This is a genomic window from Bacteroides finegoldii DSM 17565 (assembly GCF_000156195.1).
Taxonomy (GTDB): domain Bacteria; phylum Bacteroidota; class Bacteroidia; order Bacteroidales; family Bacteroidaceae; genus Bacteroides; species Bacteroides finegoldii.
The window spans coordinates 325,620-342,140 of sequence record NZ_GG688317.1 but is presented as its reverse complement, the minus strand read 5'-3'; the positions used below and the strand labels follow the sequence as shown (position 1 = coordinate 342,140).

Annotated in this window: 12 protein-coding genes; 4 read left to right on the top strand and 8 right to left on the bottom strand. The window is 37.7% G+C overall.

Annotated features, from left to right (window positions below):
* The first annotated feature begins 6 nt into the window (after window positions 1-6).
* The 4 genes from BACFIN_RS17880 to BACFIN_RS17885 are packed head-to-tail and all read left to right on the top strand — an operon-like array spanning window position 7 to window position 8,453.
* Window positions 7-2,937, top strand: coding sequence for a type I restriction endonuclease subunit R (locus tag BACFIN_RS17880; RefSeq protein WP_007748231.1), 2,931 nt, complete (start codon window positions 7-9; stop codon window positions 2,935-2,937).
* Between the two features lie 23 nt (window positions 2,938-2,960).
* Complete coding sequence (locus BACFIN_RS20430) at window positions 2,961-4,166, top strand: GmrSD restriction endonuclease domain-containing protein (protein WP_007748230.1); 1,206 nt, start codon at window positions 2,961-2,963, stop codon at window positions 4,164-4,166.
* Window positions 4,166-4,780: a hypothetical protein gene (locus BACFIN_RS23140; protein ID WP_007748222.1), complete on the top strand. Its 615-nt coding sequence runs from the start codon at window positions 4,166-4,168 to the stop codon at window positions 4,778-4,780. Before BACFIN_RS20430 ends, BACFIN_RS23140 begins: the two co-directional genes overlap by 1 nt.
* Before the next feature lie 52 nt (window positions 4,781-4,832).
* Entirely contained in the window at window positions 4,833-8,453 is a 3,621-nt protein-coding gene (locus tag BACFIN_RS17885; RefSeq protein ID WP_007748218.1) for a YobI family P-loop NTPase, read from the top strand.
* A 120-nt stretch (window positions 8,454-8,573) separates the two neighbouring features.
* Here BACFIN_RS17885 and BACFIN_RS17890 read toward each other — a convergent pair whose 3' ends face one another.
* The 8 genes from BACFIN_RS17890 to BACFIN_RS17925 all read right to left on the bottom strand — a co-directional run bounded on the left by BACFIN_RS17890 (window position 8,574) and on the right by BACFIN_RS17925 (window position 16,516).
* Window positions 8,574-9,113, bottom strand: a complete 540-nt coding sequence (locus tag BACFIN_RS17890; protein WP_007748216.1) for a hypothetical protein — start codon at window positions 9,111-9,113, stop codon at window positions 8,574-8,576.
* A gap of 4 nt (window positions 9,114-9,117) precedes the next feature.
* Entirely contained in the window at window positions 9,118-10,329 is a 1,212-nt protein-coding gene (locus tag BACFIN_RS17895) for a hypothetical protein (protein WP_007748214.1), read from the bottom strand.
* Window positions 10,326-10,745 carry a plasmid mobilization protein gene (locus tag BACFIN_RS17900; RefSeq protein WP_007748212.1) on the bottom strand — a complete coding sequence of 140 codons (420 nt, stop codon included), beginning with the start codon at window positions 10,743-10,745 and terminating at the stop codon, window positions 10,326-10,328. The genes BACFIN_RS17895 and BACFIN_RS17900 overlap by 4 nt, the downstream gene beginning before the upstream one ends.
* A gap of 302 nt (window positions 10,746-11,047) precedes the next feature.
* A complete protein-coding gene (locus BACFIN_RS17905; RefSeq protein WP_007748210.1) occupies window positions 11,048-12,118 on the bottom strand; it encodes an AAA family ATPase in 1,071 nt (356 codons plus the stop codon).
* 2 nt (window positions 12,119-12,120) lie between these two features.
* On the bottom strand, window positions 12,121-12,495 hold the full coding sequence (locus BACFIN_RS17910; protein WP_007748204.1) for a helix-turn-helix domain-containing protein: 375 nt from the start codon (window positions 12,493-12,495) through the stop codon (window positions 12,121-12,123).
* Window positions 12,496-12,594: 99 nt separating this feature from the next.
* On the bottom strand, window positions 12,595-13,368 hold the full coding sequence (locus BACFIN_RS17915; RefSeq protein ID WP_007748202.1) for a hypothetical protein: 774 nt from the start codon (window positions 13,366-13,368) through the stop codon (window positions 12,595-12,597).
* A gap of 167 nt (window positions 13,369-13,535) precedes the next feature.
* A complete protein-coding gene (locus tag BACFIN_RS17920) occupies window positions 13,536-14,549 on the bottom strand; it encodes a tyrosine-type recombinase/integrase (protein WP_007748199.1) in 1,014 nt (337 codons plus the stop codon).
* A gap of 215 nt (window positions 14,550-14,764) precedes the next feature.
* Complete coding sequence (locus BACFIN_RS17925; RefSeq protein ID WP_032839100.1) at window positions 14,765-16,516, bottom strand: hypothetical protein; 1,752 nt, start codon at window positions 16,514-16,516, stop codon at window positions 14,765-14,767.
* Window positions 16,517-16,521 lie beyond the last annotated feature (5 nt).

Sequence of the window (16,521 nt, the reverse complement as noted above, 5' to 3'; positions counted from 1 at the left end):
ATAGATATGTTTAACGAAGACAATACAGTGGAGCAAATGCTCATAGAAGCTGCAACCCAAAGTGGTTGGCAGTATGTAAAGTCACAGGATATACCTCGTAGTTCTGATTCTGTCCTTGTTGAATCATGGCTATTGGAAGCTCTTATTAGGTTGAATCCGATAACACATCAACAAGCGGAGCAAGTTATTTATAAACTCCGTGCTGCTATTACTTGTGGAGGTAATTATGATGAATTGGTGACTGCCAATGATCGTTTTCGTACATTGCTATTTAATGAAAACACAGAGCCTTTTGGAAAGGATGGTGAATATATACCTATCAGATTCTTTAGCGAAGATGCGGTCGAAGATTATTGTGTCGTAACCAATCAATGGGAATTTCCACGTAGCTCTGTTGATGGAGGTAAACGTTTGGATTTGGTTTATCTGATAAATGGAATTCCGATTTGTGTTGGTGAAGCAAAATCTCCTGTTCGCCCTCAGATAACATGGGCTGACGGAGCCATCGATATGCTGCATTATGAAAAAAGCATTCCAGAAATGTTTGTTCCGAATATATTGACCTTTGCTACTGAAGGCAAAGAACTTCAATATGCCGGTATCTGTGCTCCTGTTGACAAATGGGGGCCTTGGTTTAAAGATGAAGGTCGTCAGCATGGCACAATAGAGTCGGTTAAAAGTAATGTAATGGGGTTAGTTCAACCAAACCGATTACTTGACATATATCGTTACTATAGTGTTTTTACAGGAACATCATCAGGCAAAAAAATAAAAATAGTTTGCCGTTATCAACAATATCTAGGAGGTGAAGCTATTGTTCAGCGTGTCTTAAATACATATCGAGAGAAACAAGGTCCGAAGAAAGGTCTTATTTGGCATTTCCAAGGTTCGGGAAAATCATGGTTGATGGTATTTGCTGCCCAAAAATTACGTTTGCAAAACGAATTACATGCTCCCACAGTTGTTATCGTTGATGACCGTATTGATTTGGAAGATCAGATAACGGGCGATTTTACTCGTGCTGATATTCCTAATATAGAATCTACAAAGACAAAAGATGAGTTAGTTGCATTTTTCAAGCAGGATCAGCGCAAGATTCTGATAACGACAATTTTCAAGTTCGGAGATGTTGATAGTGTACTGAATGAAAGAGATAATATCATTTTATTGGTAGATGAAGCACACCGAACTCAGGAAAAGGATTTAGGACAAAAAATGCGCAATGCACTACCTAATGCATTTTTCTTTGGTCTTACCGGAACGCCTATCAACAAACGAGATAAGAATACTTTTCAATCGTTTGGTGCTGATGAGGATTTAGAGAAAGGTGGATATATTTCAAAATACACTTTCCAAAATTCTGTTGAAGATGGAGCTACGCTTGAATTGAATTTCCAAACAGTGCCGGTAGAGATGCATCTTAACGAAACTCAATTACAAGAAGAATTTGATGAACTGACCGATCAAATATCCGAGGACGAAAAGAACGAATTAGTAAAACGAACTTCTGTTGAAGCATTTTTTACAGCAGAGAAGCGAATTAACGATGTCGCACGTTATATTGTAAATCACTTCAAAGAGTATGTAGAGCCCAGTGGCATGAAAGCCCAAGTTGTGGTATATAATCGAGACTGCTGTGTAAAATATAAGAAAGCGATTGATGCTCTTTTGGGTACGGAAGATGCAACCACTATCGTTATGCATACGGCTGGTGATAAAGCTGATGAGTATAAGACATACCGTCGTGATAGAGAACAAGAAAGAAAACTTCTTGATCAATTCCGTGATCCATTGTCACCGATTAAAATGGTGATTGTCACTTCAAAACTATTAACAGGTTTTGATGCTCCGATTTTGCAATGTATGTATCTTGATAAACCAATGAAGGATCATACGTTGTTACAAGCTATTTGCCGCACGAATAGAAAGTACAATGTTGATAAGAAATGTGGTCTGATTGTAGATTTCGTTGGTGTATTTGATAATGTAGCCAAAAGTCTTGCTTTTGATGAAGAGACGGTAAAAACGGTTGTAAAGAATATTGATGAGATAAAAGTGTTGATACCTCAATTTTTGCAAGAATGTATTGACTTTTTCCCTGGTGTAGACCGGACAATCGGTGGTTGGGAAGGTTTGCAGGCTGCTCAGCAATGTTTACTTGATGAGTCTACAAAAACGAATTTTGCAAAACATTTTTCACGATTGGCTAAAGCTTGGGAAACAGTAAGCCCGGATGCAATGCTGGCTGTTTTTCAGGCGGATTATACTTGGCTGGCTCAGGTATATCAAAGTGTACGTCCTGTTAGTACCGGCGGTTCACTCATATGGACTTTATTGGGTGCTAAAACCATTGAAATCATTCATCGTAACATTGATACAATTGATATTGGGACTCCACTTGAGGATCTTGTGGTAGATGGAGATGTAATTGATATGGTGTTGGAGCAAGCCAAAGACAATCCTAAAAAGATATTGGAAGTGGAAAAAATGCTTCGTTTGAGGTTAGGAGAGCATCATGGAGACCCTAATTACAAGGCATTTGCTGAGAAGTTGGATGAACTGCGCCGTCATATGGAGGAAAATCTTATAACTAGTATTGATTTCCTCCGAGGATTGCTCACCCTTGCTAAAGAAGTGCTTGAGGAAGAAAAAAACTCAAATCAACCTCTTGACAAGAGGGAACAAGCTAAAGCTGCTCTTACGGAGTTGTTTGAATCAATTAGAACTGAGGATACTCCTATCATTGTAGAACGTGTAGTTGCTGATATAGATGAAAATGTGGTAGCTATTGTACGTAAGTTTAAAGATGCTTTTAAAAGCATTACAGCTCAGCGAGAGATAAAAAAGAAACTACGTTCTATTCTGTGGGTTAACTACCAGATTAAAGATCAAGAAGTTTTTGATAAGGCTTATCAGTATATTGAGATGTATTATTAATTGGTTGATAAAATAAATTTGTTATGGCTGTTGAATCACACGATAAGAAACTTGATGACCTTCTAAAAATGGTTGAAGAAGGTAAGGCTCAATTACCCGACTTTCAACGTAGTTGGGTTTGGGATGACACGAAGATATGTAAACTAATAGAAAGTATCACATCTGGCTTCCCAATGGGTGCAGCGATGTTTTTGGCTAATGGTGGTGAGCATATCCGTTTTAAGTATCGCACATTTGAAGGTGTGGATTCTATATCAGAAGTTACACCTGAGTGGCTTGTGCTCGATGGACAACAGCGACTCACAACCTTATATCAGGTCTTGAAAAGTAAGAAAGCAACTAATACTCGATTAGAGACCAATCGAGATACAATTATCAAACGCTATTATTATCTAGATATTCGTAAATGTCTAGACTCTACTGCGGACAGATTGGAAGCAATCATATCTGTATCAGAGAAGAAACAGCTTACAACAAATATTGGTCGTGATGTAACGCTGGACTTATCCACAAGAGAGAAAGAATTTGAGAACCTGATGTTTCCCTTGAATATTACGTTTTCTCATAATGATACGGAAGATTGGCATTATGATATGGAAGACTATTACAAAGGTGATAGAGAGTATAGAAATTTATTCCGTGATTTCTCACAGCAGATTCTTCGCCCAATTTTAGAGTATAACATACCTATAATTCAGCTTGATAAAGAAACCCCGAAAGAAGCTGTCTGCCAGATTTTTGAGAATGTAAACACTGGTGGTGTACCTCTTACGGTTTTCGAACTCGTCACAGCTACATTTGCTGCTGAAGGACATGAATTGAGAAAAGATTGGGAGACCATTCGTCATATTTTTGCTCAAAAAGTAAATGGCGAGCTATTGAAAGAAATCACTGGTGCTAATTTTTTGGCAGCAATGACTCTGTTGGTATCATATTATAAAAGAGTGGTTTCAGGTGATGATGAGCGTGTGGCTGTAACATGTAAGAAAAAAGACATTCTTAGGTTTGAATTGAAAGATTATTTGAAGTATCATGACGCTTTGATTAAAGGTTTCTGTGATGCAGCTGATTTCTTAGTACATCAGGGGATTTTCCGTTCCAGAGATCTTCCATATTCGTCACAACTTATTCCACTTGCTGCAATCTTTGCATACGACAACGAAAATAAAAAAATGTTCATCTTGGAAGCAAACAGGAATTATTGTCTCGTTGGTATTGGTGTGGCGTAATGGGTGAACTATATGGTGGTGCCAATGAAGCTAGATTTGCAACTGATATAATGGGCATATTCCGTTGGATGGAAGGTGGTGAAATGCCAGAGACTGTATATCGTTCCAATATACAACCAACTCGTTTGTTGACCATGCAGACAAGGAATAGTGCAGCGTATAAAGGTGTTATGGCACTTATCTTACAAGACTCACCACTTGATTTTATGACAGGTCATCGTATGGATATAGCATCTTACATTGATGAAGATGCTGATATTCATCATATATTCCCTCAAACTTATTGCGAGAAAAATAACCTTCCACGTATAAAATGGAATTCTGTCATTAATAAGACCCCAATTTATGCATCTTCCAATCGTTCAATAGGAGGACATGCACCAAGTACCTATATTGGGACTATGGCAAATAAGGGATTAAAACAAGTTGAGATACAGGAAGCCATAGAGTCACATAAGGTAAATTATGCTCATCTTGTATTAGATGATTTCAATGCTTATTTCATAGATCGAGCAAAACAATTGCTTGACAGAATAGAGCAAGCGACAGGCAAATCTGTCTCAGGAAGAGATAGCGAAGAAACAATCCGTGAATTTGGTGTTGCTTTAATATAGATAGCATTTGTAACAAACTAGAAAAATATGATTAATAAATAGCTGAAAATAAATGAACTGTAAATTTTGGAAGAAAATATGTGCAAATAATTCGATGGAGGATGATAAACAAGTATCATTAACTCCTGCTCTGCTTAATCGTGATAGTGAAAGTGATAAGAAGCAGTATAGGAGTGTTTTGAATCTTGCACGAAAACTAGAAGAGAAAGACATATTGAACATTGCTCTTACTGGGCCCTATGGATCCGGTAAGAGTTCCATTCTTCGCTCTTTGAAGAAAGACTATCCTAAATACAAATATCTTTCAATATCTCTTGCAACGCTAAAGTCGCCATTAGATGACAAAAAGAATGAAATAGATATTGATACGATGAATAATCGTATTGAATACAGCATTCTTCAACAGCTTATTTATAAAGAGAAACAAGAGACGCTTTATAATTCCAGATTAAAAAGGATTTATCATAAATCACACTGGGCTCAATATGCTTTATCTATTGCAATAATACTTTATACTATTGCCTTAATTATTGTATTTGAACCATCGTTTTTGAAAGTGGATTGGATTTGCAATCGCTTAAATAATCCGGTATTAAATAAATGGTCTGATATTTTTGCTCTATCATATATATTTGTTGCAACAATAATATTCGTTCAAAAGACTGTCAAATCATTGAGTAATAGTAAACTGAATAAGTTAAATCTAAAGAATGGAGAGATTGAATTAAAAGAAAACAAAGAAGATACATCCGTTTTCAATAAGCACATGGATGAGATTGTCTATTTCTTTGAGGTTACTGATTATAATGTTGTGATTATAGAAGATTTAGATAGATTTGATAATACGGATATTTTTCTTAAGTTAAGAGAGGTAAATCAACTCTTGAATCAGTCAAACTCTGTGGGGCGTAAAGTTACGTTCATTTATGCGGTTAAAGATGATATGTTTTTTGATGAAGAACGTACTAAATTCTTTGATTATATCACAACTGTAATCCCAATAATCAATTCTTCAAACTCGGCAGACAAACTGAAAGAGGAACTAGAGATAAAAGGCTATTCAGATCTTAATGTCGAGGTAATAGACAGTTTGGCTTTTTTCATTGACGATATGAGATTACTGAAGAATATTGTCAATGAATATGCCCAATATAGAGAAAAACTTGATGAGAAACTTGATCAAAACAAACTTCTTGCAATGATTGTATATAAAAACTACCATCCAAAGGATTTTGCAGATCTGCATAAAGGAAAGGGTGTTTTGTATGATTGTTTGCATAAGAAAAGTGAATTATTGGTTGAGCGCAATAGACAGATTGACGAGCGTATTAATGGAATAACTAAAAAACTTCAATCTTTAGAAGCGACACATGCCATACAAGAAAAAGAATTAAGGCTGATTTATATTGAAGGGTATCGTAGAAAATTATCAAAACAAAATGAAAATAATGCCTTTTTGTTTTTTGTCGAAAACAATTTTATACCTCTTGAAGATATCGCAGAAAATGAAACGTTATTTAATTCCTTTATATCGCAATCCTCATTTCGATATCAATGTTTTAAGAGGCATCAAACTAACACATATTATGGTGTTAGATATTATTATGATATATTTGAAGATAGTTGCAATATTCAATTCAGTCAAATAGAGAAAATAGTTAATTCTACCTTTACCTACCATGAGCGATTAGAAGCCTTGCGAGAAGGGGAAAAAAGATATCGTGAACAAATCAAGATACTAGAATTATCTCGTAATAATCATTATGCTACTCCAATACAAGAACTGTTGCTGGATGTTGATATGCAGACGCATAAAATTTTTAGTGAACTCAATGTCTCTAAAATGCTTGAAGTTTTCTTGAAAGAAGGACTTATAAATGAAGATTACTTTGATTATATATCTTTCTTTTTTGGTAAGTCAATTAATAAGCACGACCATGATTTTATCCTTGAATTAAAACTTCGGCATAGTTTGCCGTATGACTATCATATAGATAAAGTAGGGCAGTGCGTAAAAAACATTCCTGATAAATGTTACAACGATGTAAGTATATTGAATATTCAGGTGGTCGATTGTATTTGTCAGCATCTTGAAGAAGCAAATAACTCAAAACTTCATTCGATAGCACAAGTTATTATGCATAATAAAAAGTGGGACTTTTTGATTGACTTCTATAAATCAGTTGAAGATTCAAGCTCGCTTTTCAACCATTTGGGCAGTATCGTTGATGGATTATGGAAGATCTTCGTGAAACAGAATTCCGATGAATTATTCGAGTCTTGGTTACGATTCCTCGAATTGAACCATTCCACCAAAGAAAGTCGTAATTGGTTGAATAAACACTTCGCATTTATATCTCATAGAGTAGATCTCATAGGTTTTGATACAATCAAACAAATAGTGTCGAATGGAAAACTGATTTTTACAGATATAGATGCAGAGTCTAGGTGTTTGCTTGAGTATGTTGTAGAAAACAAAGCATATATGTTGACACCAGAAAATGTTGTATGCGCATTTGTTCATTATCGAAATGAGAGGGTGGAAACATTGGATAATTATCCTTTAAATGTTACAATACTGAGGAGCTGTAAATCAGCTAAATCTATATCAGATTATATAGATGAATGTTTTGACAATGCACTAAATAATGTATTTATTACAGATGCGGCAAAACAAGAGAGTGTGGGAATTATTCTTGAAATTATTAATTCTGAAGATATAACAGAGGACACAAAACGCAAATACCTTTCTGGGCAACAGAATAAAGTTTCTCTTTCCGATGTTAACAATATACAGTGGGAGTTCGCTATTGAAGTTGATATAGTTATACCAGCATGGCCTGAGATATATGCATTTTATGAGAGTCAGAATAATGTAATGATTTCCAGTTTGCGAATATTCATTACCAAACATATTGATGAATTAACAGATATATCTGAATTGGATGATACTCAGAAAGAACTACTGGCACACAGTGCTTTATTGACATCAGATTTTGAAATTTTGGTATACGATAAACTTGTCAAAATCTTTAATGGAGTTACATTTAAGGATGCAGATATTAACAGTGTAGATAATGCTCATTTTAAATCGTTACTTTGTGCCGATATGCTTCCATATAGTACATATTATACGACTACAATTAGAGACAATCATAGTGATGTACTTACTTATTATGTAGATAAGTATTTGGATGAGTGCATTATAGGAATAGAGGAGTTACCTACAGATATGAGGTTATACAAGCATCTTATGAGAAATCCAAGAGTAATCGGTGAAAAAGCTCTAAGTGTAGTTCAATATTTTCTTCCTCATATTGTGTGGGATAATGAATTGGCAAATATCACTCTTCCTGTGGTGAAAAACAATATTGAAAAATTTGATTATGATACAGAGAAGTACATTTTGGCCGATTCTACTAATTTGCCAGAGCGATTGTCTTTTTTGATAAACTTAATTGAAAAGTATAGAGATGATTTTGACATTGTGACAGAATTAATAGAGTCTTTAGGCGATTCTTATCGAAGTATTACAGATAAATCAAAAAAGGCTACTATAGAAAATAATCACATGAATGAAATGCTTTTAGGTAAGCTAAAAACTATTGGATATATCTCATCATATAGAGAAGATGGTGATAAATTTCGTGTAAGTCATAAACGTAATCACTAAATCAAATGCAAGAGAATAGAGGAATTTATAACTAAAGTTATGGAAAGAAAAGGGATTGTTTGATAACGAATAAAATAAAGTCTCAACCGATAGTAATCCTATCCGATTGAGACTTTTTGTTTATTTACCCCTGTCCGAAAACTTCTGTATAATTACAGTAATACCAATCCCCAAAACAACCATAAGAATACAACCAATAACAGCCTTCCAAATCAATCCGGAATGCAAAATCTCTGCATTAGCCACTATCATGCACACGAAAAAAGAAGATAGAGCGACTACAATGATAATCAAAATGTAGAATGCCGTATCTGGGATGGGGATGGTACTGTCGGCTTTCTTCATTCTCCGCTCGGCTTCCTTGCATTTGCTCTCAATCTGGCTGAGAAAATTGTATAGAAGGGTCGCACCGAATTCTACTGCTAACTTCTGTATTTCTTCAGAAATAATAGGTTTGCACTCACGTATAGAGTTGGATAGATTTTCAACTTCTGTTCTCAACTTATATACGTTGTCATTCAGGCTGGCAAGTTCCTTTGCGTTGATATCGAGTAACTGCTTTTCTTCCTCCAGATATTCATTCTTGGGAGTGGCTTTTATGGCTTCCGCTTCACTCATTTCCGCGGAAAAATCAAATTTCTTTTTCATGTTCGGTTTCATGGGCTTATCGTTTTAATCCTATTTTCGGTTTCTTTCCTAACGAACGGCTGGCAGCACGAGCGCACCTGCGTGCCCATTGCAAATCGTCTTCGTCCTTGTCTCTCCACGGAAGTTCGCTTTGTGAGCCTCCACCACTTCCACCGGTTGTTACGTTGGGGGTATCTATCAGTCCGACAAATATAGCTACAGCCATATTGGTAAGTTCCTGACAGTTGGCAATAAACCTGTAATCAAATTCGTCATTGAAACAGTCAAGTACTTTTTCCGGAATATAGAATCGATGTTCCTTGCTTTCATAAGTAAAGACATAAGGAATGATATTCTGATGGTCTGGGCGATATTGGGTATAGTCAATAGGATCAACCTTATGTATTGCTGCCTGTTGAGCGGTTTGGGGAGTATTATTTCTAATGACGGTAGTTGGCTGATGATGCAGTTTCTCCCATGTTGCAGGAAGTTTCGAGACCATCAGGTTCCTGCCGATTCCCAATTCGGAAGCCTTGTATTTGGTGCTTCCATTCATGATGGCATATCCACGAAGAATACCTTTCTTGTCCTCTCTTTCATGGACGGTATAACCTTTCCGTATAAGAGCATTCTTGTACTCATCCCATGACCACGATGGCATTGTTTTCAATACATTCATGCAGTCTCGGTTCACTTGTGGAATGTTTCGATTTCTGATTTGTGCCGCAGTCGTCCAGCCTCGTTTCTTTGCCACTCGCTCTGCAGCACGTTGCGCACGAAGATGAATGTTGTGGTCATTATTGATATTGCCATCTTCATCCAAACGGCAAACCGCAGCATGAAGGTGGGGAACTTCGCCTTTAGATTCCGTATGAAGCCAAACCGAGTATTTGCTACCCGCCAAATTGGTCGGACAGGAACGGACTTTCCCGTCCTTGCCGGTAATCACTTGTTTGTCGAACTCCTCGACGAAGTCGTGCCAGAGTTTTTGCCAGTCCTCGATGTCATAGAATTGGGTATGTTCAGGCGACGGACTCAACTCAATTCTAATTACGGAATTCTTTATTGACCGATGTTGGGATAAGGTCAACTGCATGGAGTTCCATATCCCCATAGCGTCCGGTTCAGAGGGCAACAGATTGTCCAATACCCGATAGATTTTCTCCGGATGTTTCTTGTGTTGTGATTCGCCGGTAATGTAACGGAGGTCGTTTATTCCGTGCGATATGGCTTTGGCTTTTGCAATCATATTTCTTCGGATTTAGCGTTAGACGGAATTTTGTTATGCTCTTTTACGGCACTCAGAAACTGGCAAACGCTTTCGGCCACATTGCCAAGCTCCTTGAGCCAGCCGACCATGAACGGAATCTGATTGAACATTGTCATGCGCTGCTTTGTGGACATTCCGTGCAGTGCTGAGGTATATTTTACGAGGTCTGACCGACAATCGTCCAAATTCTGCAACAGTGCCACTTCTTCTTTTGTAAGCCTTGCTTTGGGCTTGAAGTTAGAGGCACACGATAATATATAATCGCTTACGGTCATACCGCATTGTGCTGCCAATGATTTTATATGCTCTTTCTGACGGGGTGTGACTTTCGCTCCGATGAAGACGCATCTTGTTTCGTTAGAGGAACCAAATGAATTCTCAGTATTTTCTTTCATATAAATTGTTCTATAATGGTAAATAGGTGCGAGCTTGCGAGTACCGCACCAGCGAAGTTACTGAGCAGGCAAGAGCGCCAATGTACAACCGGAACGCAGTGAGGTTATACCTTGGCATATCTTGCAACAGTTACCTGTTGATACTTCCCGGCAAGCCATGTCGGATGTGGATATGGAATAGGCATTCGGATAGTAAGATATGTCTCTAAAAGAGGGGAGTGTATGACTATCTCACATTATGTTATCTTGCCTACTTTGCTTTATTCCTATATATACGCCCCGACAATAAAGTAAAGTTGAACTCAGTAATGGCATTCGGGATTGATTTTATATTCTTTCCCCTCTTTTATCACCATCCGCTTGTTGCCGAGGAAGGTGGCTGCCTTGACCGCCTTGTTGTGACCGAGTTTTACACCTTGCAATCCGTACTCCTCTTTCAACCGTTCCAAATAATTACCATAATTACCGATAGTACCATTCGCAAAAGCGGCATCCAATGCTGCGCGATGTACACTTTCCGGAATTTCTTTGTACGGATCAAACGGTTCTTTGGTCGGACGTCCTATCCTCTTTTCTCTTGGCAGGTAAGGTTCTACCAGTTCGGGTAGCCCCTCTTCATTTATGCGGAAAGCGAACGGTTCAAACTCACGGTCGCGGATATGCATGGCTTCGACTACGCTTATGGTCTTGTCCTCTTTATCCACTTCAACTTGCATGATGGTTTCCGCCTTATTATTGAGTTCCGTGCCGATGTGTCCACGAGCATGTTCATCATTCTTGTTCTGATGCAGGACAGTATGGATGTGTATCTGTCTGTCATCCGTCCACTGCATGAATTTGGAGATTATATCGGTAGATTCACTGGGAGAATTGATATCATACAGGAAATCACGGATGCCATCTATGACCACCAATCCTAAATTAGGAATTGTGCCGATAGCCTGTTCAACTATAGCTAATCGCATATCGGGAGAGTATTTGCGCAAAGCCAGCATAACCAGATTGTCTGGCTCTTTGTTTTCCGGTAAGTCCGCCAAACGTAAAATGCGTTTTAATACGTTCTGACAATGATACCGTCCTTGTTCCGTGTCAACGTATAGCACCTTCCGTTTATCTTTTGGGAATGTAGACCGATAATGAAGAATGGTGCTGCCCCTCAATGCCGATGCGACAATGGCTGAGACATTGAACGTTTTCTTGCTTTTAGCCTTACCTATGGAAGCACTGAAATTACCTAATGTGCCTATAACTGCATCGTCCACCATTAGCACCACAGGCGACTGTTCGTATGCACTTGTCACGCTCACTATTGACTCCTCCATGTAAATTGCCAACTCCTCACTTGAAGGAGTCGTATTATCTGCCTTCTCCATCGTTACCAGTTTTTAGGGTTCGGCTTACGGCGATGGGAAGCTAACATAGACTCATTCTCTTCCTCGAAATTTTGCGGAGCCGGATTCTTTCGGGAGGATTCCAGCCATCTATCCAGTTCGTCTCGATAGATATAGAGATGTTTTCCTTGTTTGATAACTGGAATATCGTCCTTTTTGATTTTGTAATAGAAAGTAGATAACGGCATTTTGAGATAGGCGCAAGCCTCCTGCACGGTCATAGGCACGTGTGTGTTCTCTTTGACCTCGTGCTGCTTGGAAAGTTTTTCCGTCAGCAGATTTTCCATGCTTGTAATCCGGTTGCACAGTTCGCCTACCACTGCCGGCAGGTCATTGAATGTCAGTTCTTCTTGTTTCATATTAAAAGTGTTTTAATCGTTTAACATGCTGCGAACCAACTCAATGAAACCTTGCAGAACAATACAGACCGGATTAATTATTTCATCTGCATACGTTTTTTATTGTGAGTTACTATTATCTGTTTCTAAATGGAAGCGATAGTCGCCTTTATCGGGTACGTCAATAGGAATTTGGCTTGAAACATTATCGCGCAAATTAAGTTTTAGATATTCAATGGTTGCATTTGTGAGTTCATGAGGAAACGAAGCTTTTATAAAAGTTGCTCTTTGAAGTAGAGATATACCCAAACGTTCACCGATGTTCCATGCCAAATGGCGTAGTCCTGGAGATTTCAACGGATTATCTATATTGGAGCGAATAGGTTTGTATAAGTCATATCTACCACAAGCCATATATTCTATATTGGAAATGAGGATTGCAATAGCTTCTTTAGACAGATAGGGAACGGTTTTAATAGTTACATATTCACGAATAGCATTCATGACTTCTACTTGTCTTTCTGCTTCTTTCTTTTTGATGTTCTCCAGCAGTGTATCATAACTATCTATAACTGATTTATTAGACTGTTCAATGGTTTGAGCTTCATTTGCACAATCGTCTTTTATCTCGAAATCAGAGTCAAAAACAAGCGGAGATTGCCAACCAAAAGAAAAATCGATTGGATTCTTCGTCAGCCATCTATGGAAAAATCGTTGCAGCAAACCGCATGTTGGAACTGTTACCCCTATTCCAAGTATTATGGGTATCATTACTTTCATTGTGTTGATCTCGTGATAAGTATAAAGATAAGTACTTATTGTTGCGTAGGTGATTACCGACAGCGCAAGAACAAAACTTACCCTTTGAGTACGAATTTGAGTCCTATTTGTCATATACTGTAAATGTTTGGAATGATTATGCCGCAAAGTTATGTACCGTATTCCAGATACTTATAATTGGTGATGACAAATCGCCCAATATTTATAAAAAATAACGGGTATAGTATGATTTCGGGCTAAAAATCATACTATACCCGTACAAAAGGAGGCTAGAATCGTTATCAATCTTTCCTTGTCAGGGTGATTTTCTTGCTGGCTTCCCGTTTGTTGGCATCCACTACCTTAATATACCTTTGCGTGGTCGTAATACTCTTGTGAGCCATTATGCTCTGTATGGTTCGGATGTCCGTTCCTGCCGCAGCTTGCAGCGTGGCGAATGTTCTCCGGTACGAGTGGAATGTGATATTCTTGGTAATTCCGGCAGAACGAATCCACTCTTTCATGGGTGCTTGTGTCCAACTGCGCATAAGCCCCTTGAATACCAAACCTTTCTTCTCGGAACTGTAACCAATCAATCCCAATGCTTCTTCACTGATGGGAATGATGTCTTCCGCTTTGTTCTTTTGCGTAATGATATGTACACATTTTCCTCCGGCTGAGTAGTCTACAATATCTTCCCAACATAAGGCAAGAATATCACTGATACGTAAACTGGTCATGCACGAAAACAACGATGCTATTTTCAGAATGGGCTTCTTGCACGGTGTTTCAGCCAGTTTATATAGTTCTTCTACAGACAGATACTCTTTGACCACATCTTCCGTTTCAATCTTATCCAAAAAATCATTGACATTGGTCTTTATCATTCCATTACGGTAGAGAATTTTCAGGAATCCCCTGAAAGTAGACCAATATCCCGATGCGGAGTTCCGTGTAATGGGTCCATTGCGCCTCAGTTTCTTGGCACTCAGCAAGTATTCCCGAAATTTGTTGCATAGGTCGATGTCAATTTCCTCAAAGGTACATTTGCCATGTACGAAGTTTCTGAAATGGAGATAGACGAACTCCCATTTCTGGTCATGCTTGCGGAGTTGTTTGCGATAATACTCCAAGAAATCGGCTTTGAGTTTGTACCTGTCGAAGAAATCATACCGTTCATTCACCACAGATTCAAACCTGCGGCAACGGATGGCTTCGGCTTTTTCGGTCATTACCTCGTTGAAGTTCTGTTCACGCTTGTTTCTCGGATTGGCATAGACGTAAATACCAAGCGACTCATGGCGGATAACTTTCATTGTCTCTTTGTCTCGATAACCCGGATAATAATCCTTCCTCAAATCTAAACACTACTGTGTATCAGTTGATTACGAATATACGTAAACGATAAGAGGACGTAAAAGAGGTGGTTAAGCCAAGCAAAAGTAGAAATCCACAAATACGCTATTAGCGATTCTTGCTAAGTTCTTTCTCTTCCAACTTTGGTAAATTCCATGGTTTGTTCTCGTCTATATCAATTAACACTAGTGATTTTCTTTTTTAGTCCTAATGCGTTTAATGACTCATTAAACATTTTCTGTCTCTCTAATTTCGATATTTTATAGTGTTCCATCATAAAAGTATCAAAATCTGAAAAAGGATTAAAAGACCAATGGATGCCATCTTTCTCATATTTGGCCGCTTTACTATAATAATTATCAAATATGGTATGGAAACCAAATCTAGCAAAGGCTTGTCTATGCCATATTAGTGTGTTTATGGACATTACAACAAGCGGATGACACATTTGATTTGGTAGCTCTTTATCAATTAAATCCTTATACCAAGAGTTGATGATACCTGATATACCAGGAATGACAAGATGAGTATCTTCCAATACTAGCACTGGGTAATACGCCACTTCGTCCGGTATGTTTTTATCAAGCTCAAAATCATCATCGTCTATAAGTTTCATTTGATTGCCAAGCTGCTTTACTCCCAAATCTTCAGGTTTCTTTTTCTCCTTACGCGATTTATCAGTGTTCTTGGTTGACTGATAGAGTTTTTGTTTCAACAAATCCAGCAGTTCTGTAATGTCAGATTTATCTTTTACCTCACCTTTAATTCTGATTGCTTTACACTCAAAGAGTATTATGTTATAATCTTCTCTAACATAGAAATCTGGTTGCCCGTCAATCTCTGTAGGGGCATTCAATTCTTCTACATCGTGTTTAGTAGGCCAAAAGAACGACGTATGCTTTGAAAGAGCTGCAAGAGCTGCAGGTTGAAACAATCGTCGCTCAACAAATTCTTTATTATAAAATGCAAAAGCATTCTTGAATCCATCCTTTATATCAAAGAATAGACTGCTGTATAGTCTCTCTAGTAACAAGTGAAGACTATAAATCAGATATTTACCACTATCAACTCTCACCAGAGGGTGTGAACGGAAAGTTCTATAATCTACATTATTATCTCTTGATTCCGCATCTTCTGCATCATACGGTATAGTAGCCGTTATGTCTATACAGAGATTATCCAGCACTGACTTACTTATAAGATGATCTTCATCTTTCAACTGATTATAGTCAAAGATAGGACATGCTTTTACACCACTCTTCAAATATCCCATTGATAGTGACACTAATGACATCCAAGTTTTGGAATACTCATCCATTGAATTAATCCCCATCTTTTGCATGAATACTTCATATGCATTAGCACATTTAGGGTGATTCTCTAAGAAATCCACTAGTTTCTTATAGTGTATAATCTGACGAACAAAAGTATCACTCTGATTTTGATTAATGATATCATTCTGCACGTAGTAGTTAGCGAACAAAAGTGTTGCTAAATCCAATTGACCAGCATGGGAAAAAGCCATCAAATTTTCATTAAGCATCAGCACAGAACGAAACAAATCATATTCAAAATCTTCTTTTTGTCCTTCATTCTTGTACTCTTGTACGGGAATAGAAAAGGCCACTCGCATCAACTCTAATGCTGTTTTTACTGTACAATAGCAGACTCTATCCTGCCCTGTCGTATTAAGATATTTAGATATCTTTTCATTTAGACCAGGAATATGTTTCTTGCTTACCTCTGAGAAAAAAGTATTATTATTGTCCGGAATAAAGGCAGAATTGCTGTAATTATTGCATAGGACATGACAGCAACGAACAATATACTCACGGCTATATTTCTTCAGTATTGTTCGCACATCCAGATCTTTTTCCTTTGGAAATAAATCGTGGAATTCTAGTATTTTTTGTATCGTAAATTCCATTTTCA

Bases quoted from the DNA above. Each gene is read 5' to 3' on its own strand.
- BACFIN_RS17920 (WP_007748199.1), bottom strand. From the start codon at position 14,549: ATGAAAGTTATCCGCCATGAGTCGCTTGGTATTTACGTCTATGCCAAT.
- BACFIN_RS17890 (WP_007748216.1), bottom strand. From the start codon at position 9,113: ATGAAACCGAACATGAAAAAGAAATTTGATTTTTCCGCGGAAATGAGT.
- BACFIN_RS17910 (WP_007748204.1), bottom strand. From the start codon at position 12,495: ATGAAACAAGAAGAACTGACATTCAATGACCTGCCGGCAGTGGTAGGC.
- BACFIN_RS17895 (WP_007748214.1), bottom strand. From the start codon at position 10,329: ATGATTGCAAAAGCCAAAGCCATATCGCACGGAATAAACGACCTCCGT.
- BACFIN_RS17880 (WP_007748231.1), top strand. From the start codon at position 7: ATGTTTAACGAAGACAATACAGTGGAGCAAATGCTCATAGAAGCTGCA.
- BACFIN_RS23140 (WP_007748222.1), top strand. From the start codon at position 4,166: ATGGGTGAACTATATGGTGGTGCCAATGAAGCTAGATTTGCAACTGAT.
- BACFIN_RS17885 (WP_007748218.1), top strand. From the start codon at position 4,833: ATGAACTGTAAATTTTGGAAGAAAATATGTGCAAATAATTCGATGGAG.
- BACFIN_RS17905 (WP_007748210.1), bottom strand. From the start codon at position 12,118: ATGGAGAAGGCAGATAATACGACTCCTTCAAGTGAGGAGTTGGCAATT.
- BACFIN_RS17925 (WP_032839100.1), bottom strand. From the start codon at position 16,516: ATGGAATTTACGATACAAAAAATACTAGAATTCCACGATTTATTTCCA.
- BACFIN_RS17915 (WP_007748202.1), bottom strand. From the start codon at position 13,368: ATGACAAATAGGACTCAAATTCGTACTCAAAGGGTAAGTTTTGTTCTT.
- BACFIN_RS17900 (WP_007748212.1), bottom strand. From the start codon at position 10,745: ATGAAAGAAAATACTGAGAATTCATTTGGTTCCTCTAACGAAACAAGA.
- BACFIN_RS20430 (WP_007748230.1), top strand. From the start codon at position 2,961: ATGGCTGTTGAATCACACGATAAGAAACTTGATGACCTTCTAAAAATG.